Source organism: Pseudomonas extremorientalis (assembly GCF_024584605.1).
Taxonomy (GTDB): Bacteria; Pseudomonadota; Gammaproteobacteria; order Pseudomonadales; family Pseudomonadaceae; genus Aquipseudomonas; species Aquipseudomonas extremorientalis.
The window spans coordinates 4,611,421-4,628,584 of record NZ_CP089519.1; the positions used below are offsets into that span (position 1 = coordinate 4,611,421).

Annotated in this window: 16 protein-coding genes; 7 read left to right on the forward strand and 9 right to left on the reverse strand. The window is 62.1% G+C overall.

The window, feature by feature from the left end; genetic code table 11:
• Nucleotides 1–5: 5 nt before the first annotated feature.
• From flgK to LUU92_RS20705, 7 genes are all read right to left on the reverse strand, one after another.
• Entirely contained in the window at nt 6–2,060 is a 2,055-nt protein-coding gene (gene flgK, locus LUU92_RS20675; RefSeq protein ID WP_071491290.1) for a flagellar hook-associated protein FlgK, read from the reverse strand.
• A gap of 10 nt (nt 2,061–2,070) precedes the next feature.
• Entirely contained in the window at nt 2,071–3,342 is a 1,272-nt protein-coding gene (flgJ, locus tag LUU92_RS20680; RefSeq protein ID WP_257102573.1) for a flagellar assembly peptidoglycan hydrolase FlgJ, read from the reverse strand.
• A 4-nt stretch (nt 3,343–3,346) separates the two neighbouring features.
• Nucleotides 3,347–4,435, reverse strand: coding sequence for a flagellar basal body P-ring protein FlgI (locus LUU92_RS20685; protein ID WP_033901075.1), 1,089 nt, complete (start codon nt 4,433–4,435; stop codon nt 3,347–3,349).
• 27 nt (nt 4,436–4,462) lie between these two features.
• The gene (gene flgH, locus LUU92_RS20690; protein ID WP_015885208.1) at nt 4,463–5,158 is read right to left on the reverse strand and encodes a flagellar basal body L-ring protein FlgH; all 696 of its coding nucleotides are present in this window, start codon (nt 5,156–5,158) and stop codon (nt 4,463–4,465) included.
• 53 nt (nt 5,159–5,211) lie between these two features.
• Entirely contained in the window at nt 5,212–5,997 is a 786-nt protein-coding gene (gene flgG / locus LUU92_RS20695) for a flagellar basal-body rod protein FlgG (protein WP_025855853.1), read from the reverse strand.
• 58 nt (nt 5,998–6,055) lie between these two features.
• On the reverse strand, nt 6,056–6,796 hold the full coding sequence (locus LUU92_RS20700; RefSeq protein WP_071491292.1) for a flagellar basal-body rod protein FlgF: 741 nt from the start codon (nt 6,794–6,796) through the stop codon (nt 6,056–6,058).
• Between the two features lie 247 nt (nt 6,797–7,043).
• Nucleotides 7,044–8,606, reverse strand: a complete 1,563-nt coding sequence (locus LUU92_RS20705) for a sigma-54-dependent transcriptional regulator (RefSeq protein WP_071491293.1) — start codon at nt 8,604–8,606, stop codon at nt 7,044–7,046.
• A gap of 257 nt (nt 8,607–8,863) precedes the next feature.
• On the opposite strand from LUU92_RS20705, the gene phhA reads away from it, so the two are divergent.
• The 3 genes from phhA to LUU92_RS20720 all read left to right on the forward strand — a co-directional run bounded on the left by phhA (nt 8,864) and on the right by LUU92_RS20720 (nt 11,302).
• Nucleotides 8,864–9,655, forward strand: coding sequence for a phenylalanine 4-monooxygenase (gene phhA / locus LUU92_RS20710; RefSeq protein WP_071491294.1), 792 nt, complete (start codon nt 8,864–8,866; stop codon nt 9,653–9,655).
• Between the two features lie 97 nt (nt 9,656–9,752).
• Nucleotides 9,753–10,109 (forward strand): 4a-hydroxytetrahydrobiopterin dehydratase, encoded by a 357-nt coding sequence (locus LUU92_RS20715; protein WP_010208721.1) that lies wholly within the window; start codon nt 9,753–9,755, stop codon nt 10,107–10,109.
• On the forward strand, nt 10,109–11,302 hold the full coding sequence (locus tag LUU92_RS20720) for an amino acid aminotransferase (protein WP_257102574.1): 1,194 nt from the start codon (nt 10,109–10,111) through the stop codon (nt 11,300–11,302). Before LUU92_RS20715 ends, LUU92_RS20720 begins: the two co-directional genes overlap by 1 nt.
• Nucleotides 11,303–11,363: 61 nt before the next feature.
• Here LUU92_RS20720 and LUU92_RS20725 read toward each other — a convergent pair whose 3' ends face one another.
• Complete coding sequence (locus tag LUU92_RS20725) at nt 11,364–12,173, reverse strand: UDP-2,3-diacylglucosamine diphosphatase (protein WP_257102575.1); 810 nt, start codon at nt 12,171–12,173, stop codon at nt 11,364–11,366.
• A 137-nt stretch (nt 12,174–12,310) separates the two neighbouring features.
• Between LUU92_RS20725 and LUU92_RS20730 the strand changes: the two genes are divergently transcribed.
• The 3 genes from LUU92_RS20730 to LUU92_RS20740 all read left to right on the forward strand — a co-directional run bounded on the left by LUU92_RS20730 (nt 12,311) and on the right by LUU92_RS20740 (nt 14,458).
• Entirely contained in the window at nt 12,311–13,060 is a 750-nt protein-coding gene (locus tag LUU92_RS20730; protein WP_071491297.1) for a helix-turn-helix transcriptional regulator, read from the forward strand.
• Nucleotides 13,061–13,159: 99 nt separating this feature from the next.
• Complete coding sequence (locus tag LUU92_RS20735; protein ID WP_092242999.1) at nt 13,160–14,044, forward strand: DMT family transporter; 885 nt, start codon at nt 13,160–13,162, stop codon at nt 14,042–14,044.
• A 132-nt stretch (nt 14,045–14,176) separates the two neighbouring features.
• Complete coding sequence (locus LUU92_RS20740; RefSeq protein WP_071491299.1) at nt 14,177–14,458, forward strand: hypothetical protein; 282 nt, start codon at nt 14,177–14,179, stop codon at nt 14,456–14,458.
• Between the two features lie 42 nt (nt 14,459–14,500).
• Here the strand turns inward: LUU92_RS20740 and LUU92_RS20745 are convergent, their stop codons facing one another.
• Entirely contained in the window at nt 14,501–14,788 is a 288-nt protein-coding gene (locus LUU92_RS20745; RefSeq protein WP_058424930.1) for an Rdx family protein, read from the reverse strand.
• Nucleotides 14,789–14,872: 84 nt separating this feature from the next.
• Between LUU92_RS20745 and LUU92_RS20750 the strand changes: the two genes are divergently transcribed.
• Entirely contained in the window at nt 14,873–17,062 is a 2,190-nt protein-coding gene (locus LUU92_RS20750; protein WP_071491300.1) for a patatin-like phospholipase family protein, read from the forward strand.
• The last annotated feature ends 102 nt before the right edge of the window (nt 17,063–17,164 follow it).

Sequence of the window (17,164 nt, forward strand, 5' to 3'; positions counted from 1 at the left end):
CTCCCTTAAAGACTATTGATCAATGTGCTGAAGGTTTCTTGCGCAGCCTTGATGATCTGCGACGATGCGGTGTAGTACTGCTGGAACTTGATCATGTCGCCCGCCTCTTCGTCCAGGTTGACCTGGGACACCGAGTTGCGCGCATTCTTGTTGGCGGTCAGCAATGCGTTCGTCGCCGTGCTGTCCGTACCGGCAGCCGCCGCTTTCGCGCCGACGGTAGATACCAACTTGCTGTTGGCCCCTACGAGGCTGGTGCCGCCGGTGCCATCGGCGGCCGTGCCGATGGTCGCCTTGGTTTGCAGGCCGAGCAGCTCAAGGGCGTTGCGGTTATCGGACTTGCCGGAGGCATTGAACGAGAACGTCGTGCTGTCGCCGTTGGCCGGCGAACCGCCCACCGTGGTGTCGAAACTGAAGCTCTTGGCCGGCACCACCAGGGCACCGTTGGCATCGCGCATCGGCACGTTGATCGTGACCTTGTTGCCCTGTCCCGGAACAATGCTGCCGGTGCCGATCGGGTTGCCCTGGGCATCATTGAGTGTGTACGGCTGGGTGCCGTCGGCTGCCGGCTTGCCGAATACCATCTTCACCGGCATCGAATGCTCAATCCCCGTGCGCAACTGGGCAGTGGCGGCGCCGCCCTGGATATCCAAAGGCACCGTCAGGGTCGGCGGGGTAAACGTGCCAGTACCTTCGTTGGTCTTACTGGCCTGCCCGGATAGTGGCGCGGCAAAAGCGATCTTGTTCGGATCCGTCATCACGGTGCCAATGTCCTTGGCACCATTGGCGGTCGGGCTGACCTTGAAGCTGTCCCCGGTAGCCATCGGCCCCTTGCCGTCGAGCGCCAACGTGAAACCATCGATCACGGCCGGTGGCGTGGCGGTGACGTCAAAGGTCCCCATGGCCTTGCCATCGGAACGCACCACGGTGACGTTGTTCGGGTTGGCGCTGTCGTTGAAGGTGACCTTGTAATCGAAATTGGTCAGCTTGCTGCTGTCCTTGATCGACACGTTCAGGTTGCCGGAACCCGCGCTGTTGCCACCCGAAGCCTGGCTGCGCTGGGCAATGGCCGCGGCGCTGTTGATGTCTTTGAACAGCGAGCTGCCGAACTGGCCGTTGAGGTCCAGGCCCTGGCCCAACTGGTTGTTGATGGTGTCTGCGGTGGCGATGGCGATGCGCCCCAGGTCATTGATGGCAGGCATCAGGACATCGCTGCGATAACGCAACAGACCGCCGATGCTACCGCCGCTGAGCACGTTGCCCAGATCGAGCGACTCACCGCCGCCCACGTTGAGCTGGATGGTGAACTGGCTGGTGTCGTTCTTGCTCGGTACGGCGGAGATGGTGTTGAACTGGTCACCCAATACCAGCGACTGGCCGGAACCGGTGCTGACGCTGAAGATGCCATTCTTCTCGGTGGCGGTCACACCGACCAACTCGTTCAGCGAACGCACGGCTTCGGCACGCGCGTCCAGCAGGTTGGCCGGGGCCGTGTTCGACGAACCCTGCACCTGGGCGATCTGCTTGTTGAGCGAGGCAATGGACGACGTCAGCTTGTTGACCTGATCACTCATCGACGACAGCTGGCTGTTGATGGTTTCTTTCTGCTGGCCCAACTGTGTAGAGATCGAGTTGAAGCGATTGCTCAGCGTCTGCGCCTTGGTGATCAATACCTGGCGGGCCGAGACATCGCTCGGGTTGGCCGAGGCAGTCTGCACGGCCGAGAAGAACTCACTGAGCACAGCCGACATACCGGTGGTCTTGTCCGACAGGGTCTTGTCGACAGCGCTGACCTGGTCGAGGTAAGCCTTGGCATCGCTGTTGAGCGAGGTGCTGTTCTGGTACGCCGCGTCGAGGAACTCGTTATACACCCGGCGCACATCGGCCAGGGTGGTACCGCTGCCGATGTACACACCACCGTACTGGTTGGCCGCACTGGCATTCTGGGTGGTCTGCTGACGCGAATAACCCGGAGTATTGGCGTTGGCAATGTTGTTACTCAAGACCGACAGCGATCCTTGAGAGGCATTGAGCCCTGACATCCCGATACTGAGCAAACTCATGGTTCAGACCTTATAAATGTGTGGTTGCGCCAGCGGCAGCGTAATTCTGGTAACTGTCCATCGTTTTGGCGATCTGCGAAATCTTGCTGGCATAGGCCGGGTCGGTGGCGTAACCGGCTTTTTGCAACTCGCGGACAAACTGTTCCGGGTTGTCGGCCGATTTGATGACTTCTTTATAGCGATCATTGCTTTGCAGCAAGGTCACCAGGTCATGGAAGCTGTCCTGGTAGGAGTTGTAGGAACGGAACTGCGCCGTTTCCTTGACCATCGCCCCATCGCGGAACTCGCTGGTGATTGCACGCGCCTGGCCGCCCTGCCAACTCTGGCCGGCCTTGATGCCGAACAGGTTGTGGCTGCTGCTGCCGTCTTCGGCGCGCATCACCGATTTACCCCAACCGGTTTCCAGCGCAGCCTGGGCCACCAGGTACTTCGGATCGACGCCGATGCGCGCCGCGGCCGCCTTGGCCATCGGCAACATGGTGGCGACAAATTCATCCTGCGAACTGAAGGCTTTCTTCGCCGGCGCCAAGGGTGGCTGGGCCACGGCGCGACCGTACACCTGCATGCGCCCGCTCGGCACGGCGAAGGTGCGCGCGCTGCTGTTGATCACGTTGTCATCGGCCACGCTGTTACGCAGCGGCGCGCTTTTGGCATCGATAGCAACGGGCGCGTTCGGCACGATGCCGGCCAGCAGGCGATCGGTCAGCTTGCTCGGCAAGGCGATGCGACGCTGGTTCATCAGCTCCATGTCGTTGCTGTGGGACGCCGCAGCGCCGGCCTGTGGCTCAGCCACGCGATACGCCCACAACGGACGCTGGCCATTGGAGCGGCCCAGCGGCCCTTCGGCCTGGGTGCCTGCCGCGATTTCCGTCGGCACGTCGACCTTCTTCCCGGGTTCAGCGCCTGCCGGCCCCTGCAGGGTGGCGGCCTGGGCCTCCACCGGTTTGTTTTTCTGCATCTGGCGCATCAGCACGTCGGCCAGGCCGATACCACCGCCCTCGCGGGACATCGAGACGGCCAGCTGCTGGTCGTACATTTCCTGGTATTGCTTGGCGGCCGGCGTGTTCATCGGGTTGTCTTTACCCAGCGCCTCGGTAGCCGAACGCATGGACTTGAGCATCTCGCTCAAGAACAGCGATTCGAACTCCTGCGCGACCTTGCGCATGTTGCCTTCGCTGTTCTTGTCGGCACCGACCTTGAGCTGGTTAAGCCGGTTCAGGTCGGAGTAAGACCCCGAATCCGCCGTGCTGCTGATCCCGCTCTTGCGCATATCCATGACCATGGCCTCAGATCACGATCAGGTCGGCTTGCAAGGCGCCGGCCTGTTTCAATGCTTCGAGGATCGCCATCAAGTCGCCGGGCGCTGCGCCCACCTGGTTCACCGCGCGGACAATCTCATCCAGGGTGGTGCCAGGGCCGAACTTGAACATCGGCTTGGCTTCTTGCTGGGCATTCACCCGCGAACGCGGCACCACCGCCGTCTGGCCGTTGGACAACGGGCCAGGCTGGCTGACGATCGGGTCTTCGGTGATGGTCACGGTCAGGCTACCGTGGGTCACGGCCGCAGGCGAGACCTTGACGTTCTGGCCGATCACGATGGTGCCGGTGCGCGAGTTGATGATGACTTTGGCCACGGCCTGGCCGGGGTCGACTTCAAGGTTTTCCAGGATCGACAGGTAGTCGACGCGCTGGCTCGGGTCCAGCGGCGCCGTCACGCGGATCGAGCCGCCGTCGATGGCCTGAGCCACGCCTGGGCCGAGCATGTCGTTGATCTTGTCGACCACGCGCTTGGCGGTGGTGAAGTCGGAGCGGTTGAGGTTCAGGGTCAGGCTGTTGCCCTGGTTGAAACCACTTGGCACGGTACGTTCAACCGTGGCGCCGCCCGGGATACGCCCGGCCGACGGCACGTTGACGGTGATCTTCGAACCGTCGCGACCTTCGGCGTCAAACCCGCCTACCACCAGGTTGCCCTGGGCGATGGCGTAGACGTTGCCATCGATACCCTTGAGCGGCGTCATCAGCAAGGTGCCGCCGCGCAGGCTTTTCGAGTTACCAATGGACGACACAGTGATGTCCACCACCTGACCCGGTTTGGAGAACGCCGGCAGGTCGGCGCTGATCGACACTGCCGCGACGTTTTTCAGCTGCACGTTGCCCGACCCCGCCGGCACCTTGATGCCGAACTGCGAGAGCATGTTGTTGAAGGTCTGCAGGGTGAACGGGGTCTGGGTGGTCTGGTCACCCGTACCGTTGAGCCCCACCACCAGGCCGTAGCCGATCAACTGGTTGGAACGCACGCCGGAGATGCTGGCGATGTCCTTCAGGCGCTCGGCCTGGGCGACAGCGCTCAAGGAAAGCAGGAGTGCGGCCGCCATCAGCTGTTTGAAGTTCAAAGTGGCCACCTAGAAAGGGAACAGCGGGCTAAGGAAGAAACGGTCGAACCAGCCCGGCTGGCTTGCATCAGCAAACGAACCCGTACCCGAGTAGGTAATGCGTGCATCGGCAATCCGTGTGGACGGCACAGTGTTGTCGGTGGAGATGTCATCGGCACGGACCATACCGGCAATGCGCACCAGCTCGTCACCGGTGTTGAGGGTCATCCACTTTTCACCGCGCACGGCGATGATGCCGTTGGGCAGCACATCGGCCACGGTAACGGTGATCGAACCGGTCAGGCTGTTGCCCTGCCCCGCCGAACTCTTACCGTTGGTGGCGCGATCACCGCTGTAGCCGGCGCTCAGACTCAGGTCGCCATCGCCCAGCGGGTTGTTGGTGTTCGGCACGGCACCGAACAACGAGGTCAGGCCGATACCGGTCTTGCTGGTCTTGCCCACCTGGGAGTTGGCGTTCTTGCTGGCCTGGGTCTTCTCGTTCAGGGTGATGGTGATGATGTCACCGACCCGGAACGCCTTGCGGTCGCTGTACAGGTTCTGTTCGAAACCGGCCTGGTAGATCGAGCCATTGTTGGCGGCCGCCGGCAACGGCGTGCGTGGCAACACCGGCGCGTAGTACGGGTCATTGGGTTTTGGCGTCGGGGCGACACAGCCCGCAAGCACGGCAATGCCACTCAATGCCAGAACAGAAACATAGCGATTCATGACCCTTACCTCACGGTGTTGCAGGCGCCCTCAAGAGCGCCCCATAGACTTGATTACAGATTCTGCGTTACGAACGAAAGCATCTGGTCGGCGGTGGAGATCACCTTGGAGTTCATCTCGTAGGCGCGTTGGGTGGTGATCATGTTGACCATCTCCTCAACGGTGCTCACGTTGGAGGTTTCCAGGGTGCTTTGCAGCGTGGTGCCGAAACCGTTCAGGCCAGGGGTGCCGATTTGCGGCGCGCCGCTGGAGGCGGTTTCCAGGAACAGGTTGTTACCCATGGCCTGCAGGCCGGCCGGGTTGATGAAGTCGGCGGTCTGCAGGTTGCCGATCACTTGCGACGCGGGGTTGCCGGCCACGGTGATCGACACGGTACCGTCGTTACCGACGGTGAAGGTCTTGGCGTCGGCTGGAACGATCACGGCCGGCTCCAGGGCGAAACCGTTGGCGGTCACGATCTGGCCGTTGGAGTCCAGGTGGAAAGTACCGTCACGGGTGTAGGAAGTAGTGCCGTCCGGTTGCAGGATCTGGAAGAAACCACGGCCGTTGATGGCCATGTCCAGCGGCTGGCCGGTCTGCTGCAGGTTACCGGCGCTGAAGTTCTTCTGGGTGCCGACGATCTGCACACCGGTACCCAATTGCAGGCCGGACGGCAGTTCGCTGTCCTGGGTCGACTGGGCGCCTGGCTGCTTCTTGATCTGATAGAGCAAGTCCTGGAACTCGGCACGGTCACGTTTGAAACCCGTGGTCGACACGTTGGCCAGGTTGTTGGAAATGGTGGTCAGGTTGGTGTCCTGGGCGGACAGACCTGTTTTGGCAACCCATAGAGCCGGAAGCATGCTGTTCTCCTTCGTGCGCCTGTTTGTTGGCGCTGCGCCGCAAAATTAGTGTGTTGGATCAGCTCATCTGCATGACGCGTGTCATGGCCTGATCGTCTTCTTTAGCGCTGTTCATCATCTTGATGTGCAGCTCGAACTGCTTGGAAAGCGCCAGCACCGCAGTCATCTCTTCCACGGCATTGACGTTGCTCGCCTGCAGGAAGCCCGAGGTCAGCTTGACGTTCGCGTCGGCCTGGGCCGGCTGGCCATCCTTGGTGTGGATGGTGCCGTCGAGGCCTTTATTCATGTTCTTCAGGTCCGGCTGGACCAGCTTGATGCGGTCCACTTCGGCCATCACCCGCGGGCCTTCGCCCATGGCGCGGATGCTGATGGTGCCGTCGGCACCCACTTCGATTTTCTGCTGGGGCGGCACGGCAATCGGGCCACCGTTGCCCATGATCGGCATGCCGTTGCCAGCGCGCAGCACGCCCAACGCATCGACGTTCATGCTGGCGCTGCGCACGTAGGCCTCGCTGCCGTCAGGGGTCTGCACGGCCAACCAACCGTCACCGTTGACGGCCACGTCCAGGTCACGGCCGGTCTCGATCATGGCGCCAGGGGTGAAGTCGGTGGCCGGACGCTCGGTCATGGCAAACGCCCGCGCCGGAAAGCTGTCACCGAACACCGGCATCGAACGCGCCTGCTCCAGGTCACGTTGGAAACCATTGGTGGAAATGTTCGCCAGATTGTTGGCATGGGCCTTCTGCGCCAGAGCATTCTGGCTGGCGCCGGTCATTGCCACATAAAGGTACTTGTCCACGCTTCTTCCTCTTTCTGACGGACGCTTGCCGCCCACCGCTGTACTGATGAGGCTTAAGCAATTTGCGAACCAACTTTTGAAAATAGCGAGAAGTGCAGGCGGGGCGGGGCTTTGCCGTGAGGTGGGGTGAATTCCGCATTGAGCACGAGTCGAAAAAACGGCGGACTACTGCCGCCTGCGGCAAGCCCCGTCCTTGAAAACGACAAAGATCAAATGTGGGAGGGGGCTTGCCCCCTCCCACATTGGGTTATTTATCGGTCTTGAGGATTTCGTAGTCGCGCAGCTTATTGGCGATGGTGGTGTGCGACACCCCCAGGCGCTTGCCCATCTGCCGACTGCTGGGATGCTCGGCGTACAAGGCTTCCAGCACCGCCTTCTCGAACCGCCCGACAATTTCTTCCAGGCCACCCTCCAGCGAAAAATCGCCAAGCGGCTGACGCACGCCATAGTCCGGCAACCGGATGTGCTCGACCTTGACCGTCCCGCCGTCGCACAACGACACCGCCTGGAACAGCACGTTTTCCAACTGCCGCACATTGCCTGGCCAGTGGTAATGACTGAGGCGCTCCATTGCGGCGGGCGCCAACCTGGGCAGCGGGCAACCGATCTGTCGGCTGGCCTGGTCGAGAAAGTGCTCGACCAGCGGCGCCAGGCCGTCCAGGCATTCGCGCAACGGCGGGATATGCAGGGACAGCACATTGAGGCGGTGATAGAGGTCCTGGCGAAATTCGCCACGGGCGCACAGCTCGGACAAATCCACTTGGGTGGCGCAGATCACCCGCACATCGAGGTACACCTCTTCATCGCTGCCGACGCGACGGAAGCAACCGTCCTGCAAAAAGCGCAGCAGTTTCACCTGCAAGCGCGCGCTCATTTCCCCTACACCGTCGAGAAACAAGGTACCGCCCGCCGTCAGCTCCAGCAGGCCGAGCTTGCCTTCGGCCCGCGCGCCCTCAAACGCGCCAGGGCCGTAGCCGAACAGCTCGGTTTCGGCCATCGACTCAGGCAGGCCGGCGCAGTTGAGCGCCATCAACGGCGATTGCCCACGCGGGCTGGCCAGGTGACAGGCCCGCGCCAGCAGTTCCTTGCCGGTGCCGGTTTCGCCTTCTATTAATAGCGGCGCGTCCAGCGGCGCCATGCGCCGGGCTTCGCGCACCACCGCGGCCATGACTTTGGAGCTCTGGAAGATGCTGTCGAAGCCACGCAGTTCCTGCTTGCGCACGTTGTAGATGCGCTCACCGACGCGATCGGCGCGGTGCAGGGTCAATACAGCACCGGCCATGGCCTCGCTGTCGTCATGCTCGGAGGATTGCAGCGGCGCGATGTCCGCCAGGAACACGTCGCCCTTGACCTTGACCCGCAGGCCGTTGATCCGCGACTTGCTCGCGCGCACCAGCTCCGGCAAGTCGAAGTCCTCGGCATAGCGCGACAACGGAATGCCCGGCACTTCATCCACCCGCACCCCGAGCAACTGCGCCGCCGCGCGGTTGGCGGCGACGATGGAGCCGCCCATGTCGATGGACAACACCGGAAACTCCAGGGCGCCCAGCAGTGCATTGAGTTCCATATGCCGGCGCTCGCTGGGCATCAGCCCGACTCTTTTGACGCCAAACACCCCGGCAATCGCCTCGAATTGCGGGCGCAGGGCCTGAAACTGCATGTTCACCAGGTTCGGGCAGTACAGGTAAATGGCGTTGCCATGCTCCCCACCGACCTCGCCCTTGGCGACGTTGACACCGTATTCCACCAGCAGGTTCAGGATGTCCCGCAGGATGCCGATACGGTTCTGGCAATGCACTTTGATACGCATGAGGAGGCCCGAAAAATGGGGAAGCGCCGCGTCTTTTTGTCGCTGGGCGCAGATAGTCGTCAAGATTATGTGACAGGCGGAGTGACTTTCCCAGCCCAATGCAACGGCCAGCCCCACAAGCGTAACGAATACTTTACGGAAAATGGTAAGTTTTCCTACGCCAAGGCGTTTTAAACAGATGGAATCCGGCCTCGCCCGGGTTATCAATAGGCTCATCGCAGGACATAACAAGAACGAATGCCTAGCAGGAGAGCCGTATGAAGCAGACGCAGTACGTGGCCCGCGAGCCCGACGCGCAAGGTTTTATCCACTACCCGCCGGAAGAACACGCGGTGTGGAACACCCTGATCACTCGCCAGTTGAAGGTGATCGAGGGTCGCGCCTGCCAGGAATACCTGGACGGCATTGACAAGCTCGGCCTGCCACACGATCGCATCCCGCAACTGGGTGAAATCAACAAGGTGCTGGCCGAGACTACCGGCTGGCAGGTCGCCCGTGTGCCGGCGCTGATTCCCTTCCAGACCTTCTTCGAATTGCTCGCCAGCAAGCAGTTTCCAGTGGCGACCTTTATTCGTACCCGCGAAGAACTGGACTACCTGCAAGAGCCGGATATTTTCCACGAGATTTTCGGCCACTGCCCGCTGCTGACCAACCCCTGGTTCGCCGAATTCACCCACACCTACGGCAAGCTCGGCCTGGCGGCCACCAAGGAGCAACGGGTGTATCTGGCGCGCCTGTACTGGATGACCATCGAATTCGGCCTGGTGGACACGCCCGCAGGTCGGCGCATCTACGGCGGCGGCATTCTGTCATCGCCCAAGGAGACCGTGTACAGCCTGTCGTCCGAGCCCGAACACCAGGTGTTCGACCCGCTGGAAGCCATGCGCACGCCTTACCGCATCGACATCCTGCAACCGTTGTATTTCGTGTTGCCCGATCTGAAGCGCCTGTTCGAAGTGGCGCAGGAAGACATCATGGGCATGGTCGAGCGCGGTATGCAGTTGGGTCTGCACGCGCCGAAGTTTCCACCGAAACCCAAAGCGGCTTGAACCTTACATCTTCAGGCCAGGTGAGTCTGTTCCCTGGCCGCGCGTTGCTTTAGGGTGACGCTACTGATCTTCAAACACTCGAATTCAGGACACCATCATGACCACCTTGAACCAAGCCCATTGCGAAGCCTGCCGCGCCGATGCCCCGCAAGTCAGCGATGAAGAACTGCCGGTACTGCTCAAGCAGATCCCTGACTGGAACATCGAAGTCCGCGACGGCGTGATGCAACTGGAAAAGGTTTTCCTGTTCAAGAACTTCAAATTTGCCCTGGCGTTCACCAACGCCATGGGTGAAATCTCCGAAGCCGAAGGCCATCATCCTGGCCTGCTCACCGAGTGGGGCAAAGTCACCGTGACCTGGTGGAGCCACTCCATCAAGGGCCTGCATCGCAACGACTTCATCATGGCCGCTCGCACCGACGAAGTGGCCAAGGACGCCGAGGGCCGCAAGTAATGCACTTCGATGCCATTGGCCGCGTACCCGGCGACCCGATCCTCGGACTGATGGACCTGTACGCCCAGGACGCCAACCCGAACAAGTTCGACCTGGGCGTGGGCGTCTACAAGGACGACCAGGGCCTGACGCCGATTCCGCACTCGGTGAAACTGGCCGAGCAGCGCCTGGTTGACACACAGACCACCAAGACCTACATCGGCGGCCACGGCAATGCCGCATTCGGCAAGCTGATCAGCGAACTGGTGCTCGGCGCCGACTCCCCGCTGCTGCGCGACCGTCGTGCCGGCGCCACCCAGACCCCAGGCGGCACCGGTGCCCTGCGTTTGAGCGCCGACTTTATTGCGCAAAACCTACCGGGCCGTGGCGTGTGGCTGAGCAACCCGACCTGGCCGATCCACGAAACCATCTTCGCCAAGGCCGGCCTCCCGGTCAGTCATTACCCCTACGTGGGCGCTGACAATCGCCTGGACGTGGCGGCGATGCTCGCCACTTTGTCCCGCGTGCCCCAGGGCGATGTCGTGCTGCTGCACGCCTGCTGCCACAACCCGACCGGTTTTGACCTGTCCCAGGATGACTGGCGCCAGGTGCTGCAGATCGTGCGCGAGCGCCAACTGCTGCCGCTGATCGACTTCGCCTATCAGGGCTTTGGCGATGGCCTGGAGCAGGATGCCTGGGCGGTGCGACTGTTCGCGGCCGAGTTGCCGGAAGTGCTGGTCACCAGCTCCTGCTCGAAAAACTTCGGGTTGTACAGCGACCGTGTCGGCGCGCTGATCGTGTGCGCAGCGGATGCCGAGAAACTGACGGATGTGCGCAGCCAACTGGCGAACACGGCGCGCAACCTGTGGTCAACGCCGCCGGACCATGGCGCGGCGGTGGTGGCGACGATCCTGGGTGATGCCGAGCTGAAAAAGCAGTGGAGCGACGAGGTCGAGGCCATGCGCTCGCGGATCGCGCACCTGCGTTCCGGGCTGGTGGAGGCGTTGGCCCCCCATGGTCTGTCGGAGCGGTTTGCGCACATTGGGGCGCAGCGTGGGATGTTTTCCTATACCGGCCTGAGTGCCGAGCAGGTTAAACAACTGCGGGAGAAACACAGCGTGTATATGGTGAGTTCTGGACGGGCGAATGTGGCAGGGATTGATGCCACGCGGTTGACGCTGCTGGCCGAAGCCATCGCCGACGTTTCCCGCTGACGAAACCCGGAATGAATATGGGAGAGGGCTTGCCCCTCCCACATCTGGCTTGTGTGCAACTTCAGCCCGCGACCATTTCGGCCTTGAGCTGCGCTTCCCTGGCCTGCGCATCCGCCAACCGATACAACTCGATACTCCCATCCCAGTGCTCGATCAATGCCGTGCACGACTCCACCCAATCCCCGCAGTTGAGGTAGTCCACCTCGCCCACCTTGCGGATCTCCGCATGATGAATATGCCCGCAGACCACCCCGTGCAGCTCGCGCTTGGTCACTTCGTGGGCGATGGCTTCTTCGAAATCGCTGATGAAATTCACCGCCGTCTTGACCTTGTGCTTGAGGTACGCCGACAGCGACCAGTAGCCATAGCCATAGCGCGCCCGCCAATGGTTCAGCCAGCGGTTGAGCGTGAGGGTGAATTCGTAGGCCGAATCGCCGAGGAATGCCAGCCAGCGGTGATAGCGGGTGATCACGTCGAACTGGTCGCCGTGGATCACCAACAGATGGCGGCCATCGGCAGTCACATGAATGACTTCGTCTACCAGTTGGATATTGCCCAGGATCAGCTTGGAATAACGGCGCAGGAATTCGTCGTGGTTACCGGTGACGTAGATCACCTCGGTGCCGCGCTTGGCCATGGTCAGCAGGCGACGGATCACGTTGGTGTGAGCCTGGGGCCAATACATGCCGCCACGCAGTTTCCAACCGTCGATGATATCGCCCACCAGGTAGACCTTGTCGGCGTGATAGCCCTTGAGGAACTGCGACAGATGCTCAGCCTGGCAATCCCGCGTGCCCAGGTGCACATCGGAAATCCACAGGGTACGCACCCGTTGCTTGCGGCTGGGCTTGGTGAACTCGGCACTGGTCATGGGCATCCCTCGACGGTGTTTTCGCGAGCTTGCGCCCTGGCGATTAATAGCCCATGACAACTGTGCGTCAGTCTGATGACAGCGCCTGCCGGCCGCAAAGCGTTGTAGACTGCCGGCTTGCCAGCATGGAGACCACTATGGGACCCGCCCTCACCCTGCGCCATTACCTCGAAGCGCCCCTCGCCCACAGCCATGACCATGCGCAGTTGGTGTTCGGCCTGTCCGGGCACCTGGACCTGGAAGTCGATGGGCGTGGCAGCCAGGTCCGCGAAAGCAGCGTGATGGTGCTGCCCTTCTCCGCCCACCATGCGTGCGGCAGCCGTGATGGCAGCCGCTGCCTGGTGCTGGATGTGCCCACCGAGCATTGGTTGCTGCAATCGCTGGGCGAACATGCCGACGCCAGCCGCCGCTTGCTCGACCAACCGGCGCGGCTGGCCCTGGATACGCGGCAGAACCAGTTGGTGCAATGGCTGGCGCACAGCCCGGTGGATGACCCGCTGATCGTCCAGCAAGGCGCCGTGCTGTTATTGGCCAGTCTCAATCATCCCCAGGCCCAACCCCTTTCGGCACGGCGTCTGCCGTACGCGGCGTTCAATGCGCACATCGAGCGCCACCTTGCGCACCCGCTGCAGGTGGCGGACCTGGCGCGCATCGCTGACCTGTCGGTGGCACGCTTGCATGCCCGTTTCATCGCCGAATGCGGACAAACGCCGATGGACTACATCCGCAGTCGGCGCCTGCACATGGCCTTGGACCTGCTGCGCCAAACGCCGTTGCCCATCGGCGACATCGCCGATCGCGTCGGCTACACCTCGCAAAGCGCCTTTGCTGCCGCGATGCTGCGTGAGTTTGGCGCGTCGCCGGGGGCTTTGCGACGCAACGCGTAGGAAGAGTCCTGCGATAAAAAACGCGAGCCGCACGACAGACATCCGCACCGGCGCCCCACTAGACTGCGCACTTGCCACCCGCTTGTCTCAAGGATCGCAATGACTCCCCGCTCAGCCCTCGGCGCCCTGCATATCGGCGCATTGATGTTTGGCCTAACCGGCGTATTCGGCAAACTCGCGGCCGCTTCGCCAGCCATCATCGTGTTTGGTCGCGCGGCGTTTGCCGTGGTGGCCCTGGCGGTGTTTGCCCGGTTCGCCAGCAACACGGCGTGGAAGATACTGGAGCTGCGCGACTGGCGCCGGCTGCTGGTGAGCGGTGTGTTGCTGGCGGCGCACTGGGTGACCTTCTTTATTGCCGTCAAGGTAGCCGGTGTGGCCGTCGCAACCTTGGGCTTCACCGCGTTCCCGGCGTTTACCGTAATCCTCGAAGGGCTGATTTTCCGCGAGCGGATCCGCACCAACGAAATTGTACTGGTGGCGCTGGTCAGCGTCGGGCTGGTGCTGGTCACCCCAGACTTCAACCTTGCCAGTGAAGCCACGGGCGGCTTGCTCTGGGGGATCGCCTCGGGGCTGTTGTTTTCACTGTTATCGCTGAACAACCGCGCCAGCTCCGGCCGCATCCCCGCAGTGCAGGCGGCGTTGTGCCAGAACGTGGTGGTCGCGGTTTGCCTGTTGCCGGTGGCGGCACCGGGGTTAACCGAGGTACGGGCAATCGACTGGCTATGGATCGGTTTGCTCGGCGTGTTCTGCACGGGCCTGGCCCACAGCCTGTTTGTCGCCAGCCTCGCGGTGATCAAGGCGCGCACGGCTTCGGTGGTATTTGCCATGGAGCCGGTCTACGGCATCACCGCTGCCTGGTTGCTGTTTGCCGAAACGCCGACGCTGCGCATGCTGCTGGGCGGCGCACTGATCATCGTCGCCATTGTGCTGTCGGGGTTGATGGGCAGCGCCAGCCAGGCCAAACAGCCCACTGCAACGGCCTGATCTATACTTTAAACATCCGCAACAGTCAGCAGTCGTTCAACGGATATCCGACAGCTCGATGACAGCCTGGGTGTGTTCTGAAGTTGCTGCAAGCGAGTGGTCACAACCTCAACGCGATGCGGGAGCTTTACCATGGAAATGCTCATCAGCTTATTGGTACAGATCATCAGCGGGGCAGTCGGCGGCAACGTCGCCGGCATGACCAAACAGAGCCTCGGGACCGGGCTCAATACACTGATCGGGGGTGTCGGCGGACTGGTGTTGGGCCAGGTCTTCGCGGCATTCACGGGCACCTCGGGCGGTGAAGCGCTGGATGTGGCGGCAGTTGGCAGCAACATTGTGGGGGGTGGTATAGGCGGCCTCATACTGACGTGGCTGATTGGCTTCATCAAACAAAAGATGGCCGCCAAATAGGGCCGCACGAGAGGGTCACCGCCCTTGATAGGGCGGTGACGTTCACTGCGTACGGTCGTTGTGCCCCAGGTCACGCTGCGGGTCGATCCGGTCGCGTACGCGCTGCTTGAGCACCTTGGCTTCGGGAAAGCCCCCGTCCGCCTTGCGCTCCCAGATCTGCACGCCATCACAGGTGATGCGAAACGCGCCGCCGGTGGCCGGCTCCAGTGAGACCTTGCCCAGGTCATCGGCAAACGTACTCAACAGTTCCTGCGCCAGCCACGCGGCACGCAGCAGCCACTGGCACTGGGTGCAATAGGTGATGACGATCTCGGGTTTGCTTGTGGACATAATTTGAAAGGCTCCTGGCATGACGGGCTCGACGGATCGAGTGGCTATAATACCGGCCTTTATCGCCCAGCCCCGAGATTCCTGATGCGCCGCCTGCTGTCCTGCCTGTTGCTGTGCCTGTTCCCTCTGCTTGCCGACGCCGTTGAACCGCCCCGTCCGAAAATCGGCCTGGTGCTGTCTGGCGGCGCCGCCCGAGGCCTGGCCCATATCGGCGTGCTCAAGGCGCTGGAAGAACAAGGCATCCAGATCGACGCGATTGCCGGCACCAGCATGGGCGCGGTGATCGGTGGGTTGTATGCCTCTGGCTACAAGATCGATGAACTGGAAAAGCTGGCGCTGAGTATCGACTGGCAACAGGCCCTGTCCGACGCACCGCCGCGGGAAGACGTGCCGTTCCGGCGCAAACAGGATGACCGGGACTTCCTGGTCAAGCAGAAACTCAGCTTTCGCGACGACGGCAGCCTGGGCCTGCCACTGGGTGTGATCCAGGGCCAGAACCTGGCGCTGCTGCTGGAAAGCATGTTCGCCCACACCAGCAACACGCGTAACTTCGACAAGTTGCCCATCCCCTTCCGGGCGGTGGCGACCGACATCACCACCGGCGAGAAGGTGGTGTTCCGCAAGGGCCACCTGCCCCAGGTGATCCGCGCCAGCATGTCGATCCCGGCGGTGTTCGCACCGGTGGAACTGGACGGTCGGCTGCTGGTGGACGGCGGCATGACCGACAATATCCCGCTGGATGTGGCGCGAGAGATGGGCGTAGACATCGCCATAGTCGTGGACATCGGCACCCCGCTGCGTTCGCGCAAGCAACTGGCCACGGTGGTGGACGTGCTCAACCAGTCCATCACCTTGATGACTCGGCGCAATTCCGAGGAACAACTCAAGGACCTGCACCCCAAGGACGTGCTGATCCAGCCGCCTCTCGCCGCCTATGGCGTGACCGACTTCGGCCGCGCCAAGGACATGATCGACGCCGGTTACCGCGCCACCCGTGCCCTTGACATGCGCCTGGCCCACCTGCGCCCCGCCGAGCCGGTCGACCCGCAATTGGTGGCCGCGCGCACGCCGGGCGAACGCACCCCGGTGATCACCGCAATCAGCGTGGAGAACGACTCGAAAGTCAGCGACGACGTGATCCGCTACTACATTCGCCAACCCCTGGGCGAACCGCTCAACCTGGGACGCCTGCAAACGGACATGGGCACCCTGTACGGCCTGGATTATTTCGAGCAGGTGCAATACCGCGTGGTCAAGAAGGGCCAGGACAACACGCTGGTGATCAGCGCGCGGGGCAAGCGCAGCGGCACCGACTACCTGCGCCTGGGCCTGAACCTGTCGGATGACATGCGCGGCGACAGCGCCTTCAACCTCGGCGCCAGCTACCGCATGAATGGCATCAACCGGCTCGGTGCGGAATGGCTCACGCGGGTGCAGATCGGGGATCGCCAGGAGCTGTACAGCGAGTTCTACCAGCCGATGGACACCGGCTCGCGCTACTTTGTCGCACCGTACATCAGGGCCCAGGCGCAGAACGTCGAGCTGATCCTGGACAACGACCCCATCTCCGAATACCGCTTGGAACGCTACGGTTTTGGCTTGAACGTCGGCCGCCAGATCGGCAACAGCGGCGAGATCCGCTTCGGCGTCGGCGAAGCCTGGGGCAAGGCGGACGTGCGCATCGGCGACCGCGACCTGCCCAGCGTGAGTTTCAGCGAAGGCTTCTATGAACTGAAGTACTCCTTCGATTCCCTGGACAACGTGTACTTCCCCCACACCGGCGAAGACATCGGCCTGGCCTACCGCGAGTTCGAACCTGGCCTGGGCTCGGACCAGCGCTACCGCCAATGGGAGTTCAAGCTCGACAAAGCCATGAGCCACGGCCCGGACACCCTGGTGCTGGGTGGACGCTACGGGCGCACCCTGGATGATTCGGATGTGGTGATTTCCAGCTTCCTGCTGGGCGGGGCGCGACAGCTATCGGGCTTTCGCCAGGATGCGATCTCGGGGCAGAACATCAGCCTGATGCGGGCGGTGTACTACCGCAGGCTTACGCCCCGTTCGTACTTGCCACTGGATTTCCCGTTGTACCTGGGCGCTTCACTTGAACGCGGCCGGGCGTGGAACAACGACAACGAATTCGACAGCGGCTATATCAACGCGGCGAGTATTTTCCTGGGGTTCGATACGCCGTTGGGGCCGCTGAATTTCAGCTATGGATTCAACGATGACAACCAGAAGGCGGTGTATCTGAACCTGGGGCAGACGTTTTAGCGTCTTGCACAGAACCCGTGTGGAGAGCGGCGCTATTGTGGCGAGCGGGCTTGTCCCGCGTTGGGCTGCGAAGCGGCCCCAAAAACAGACGACTGATTTCTA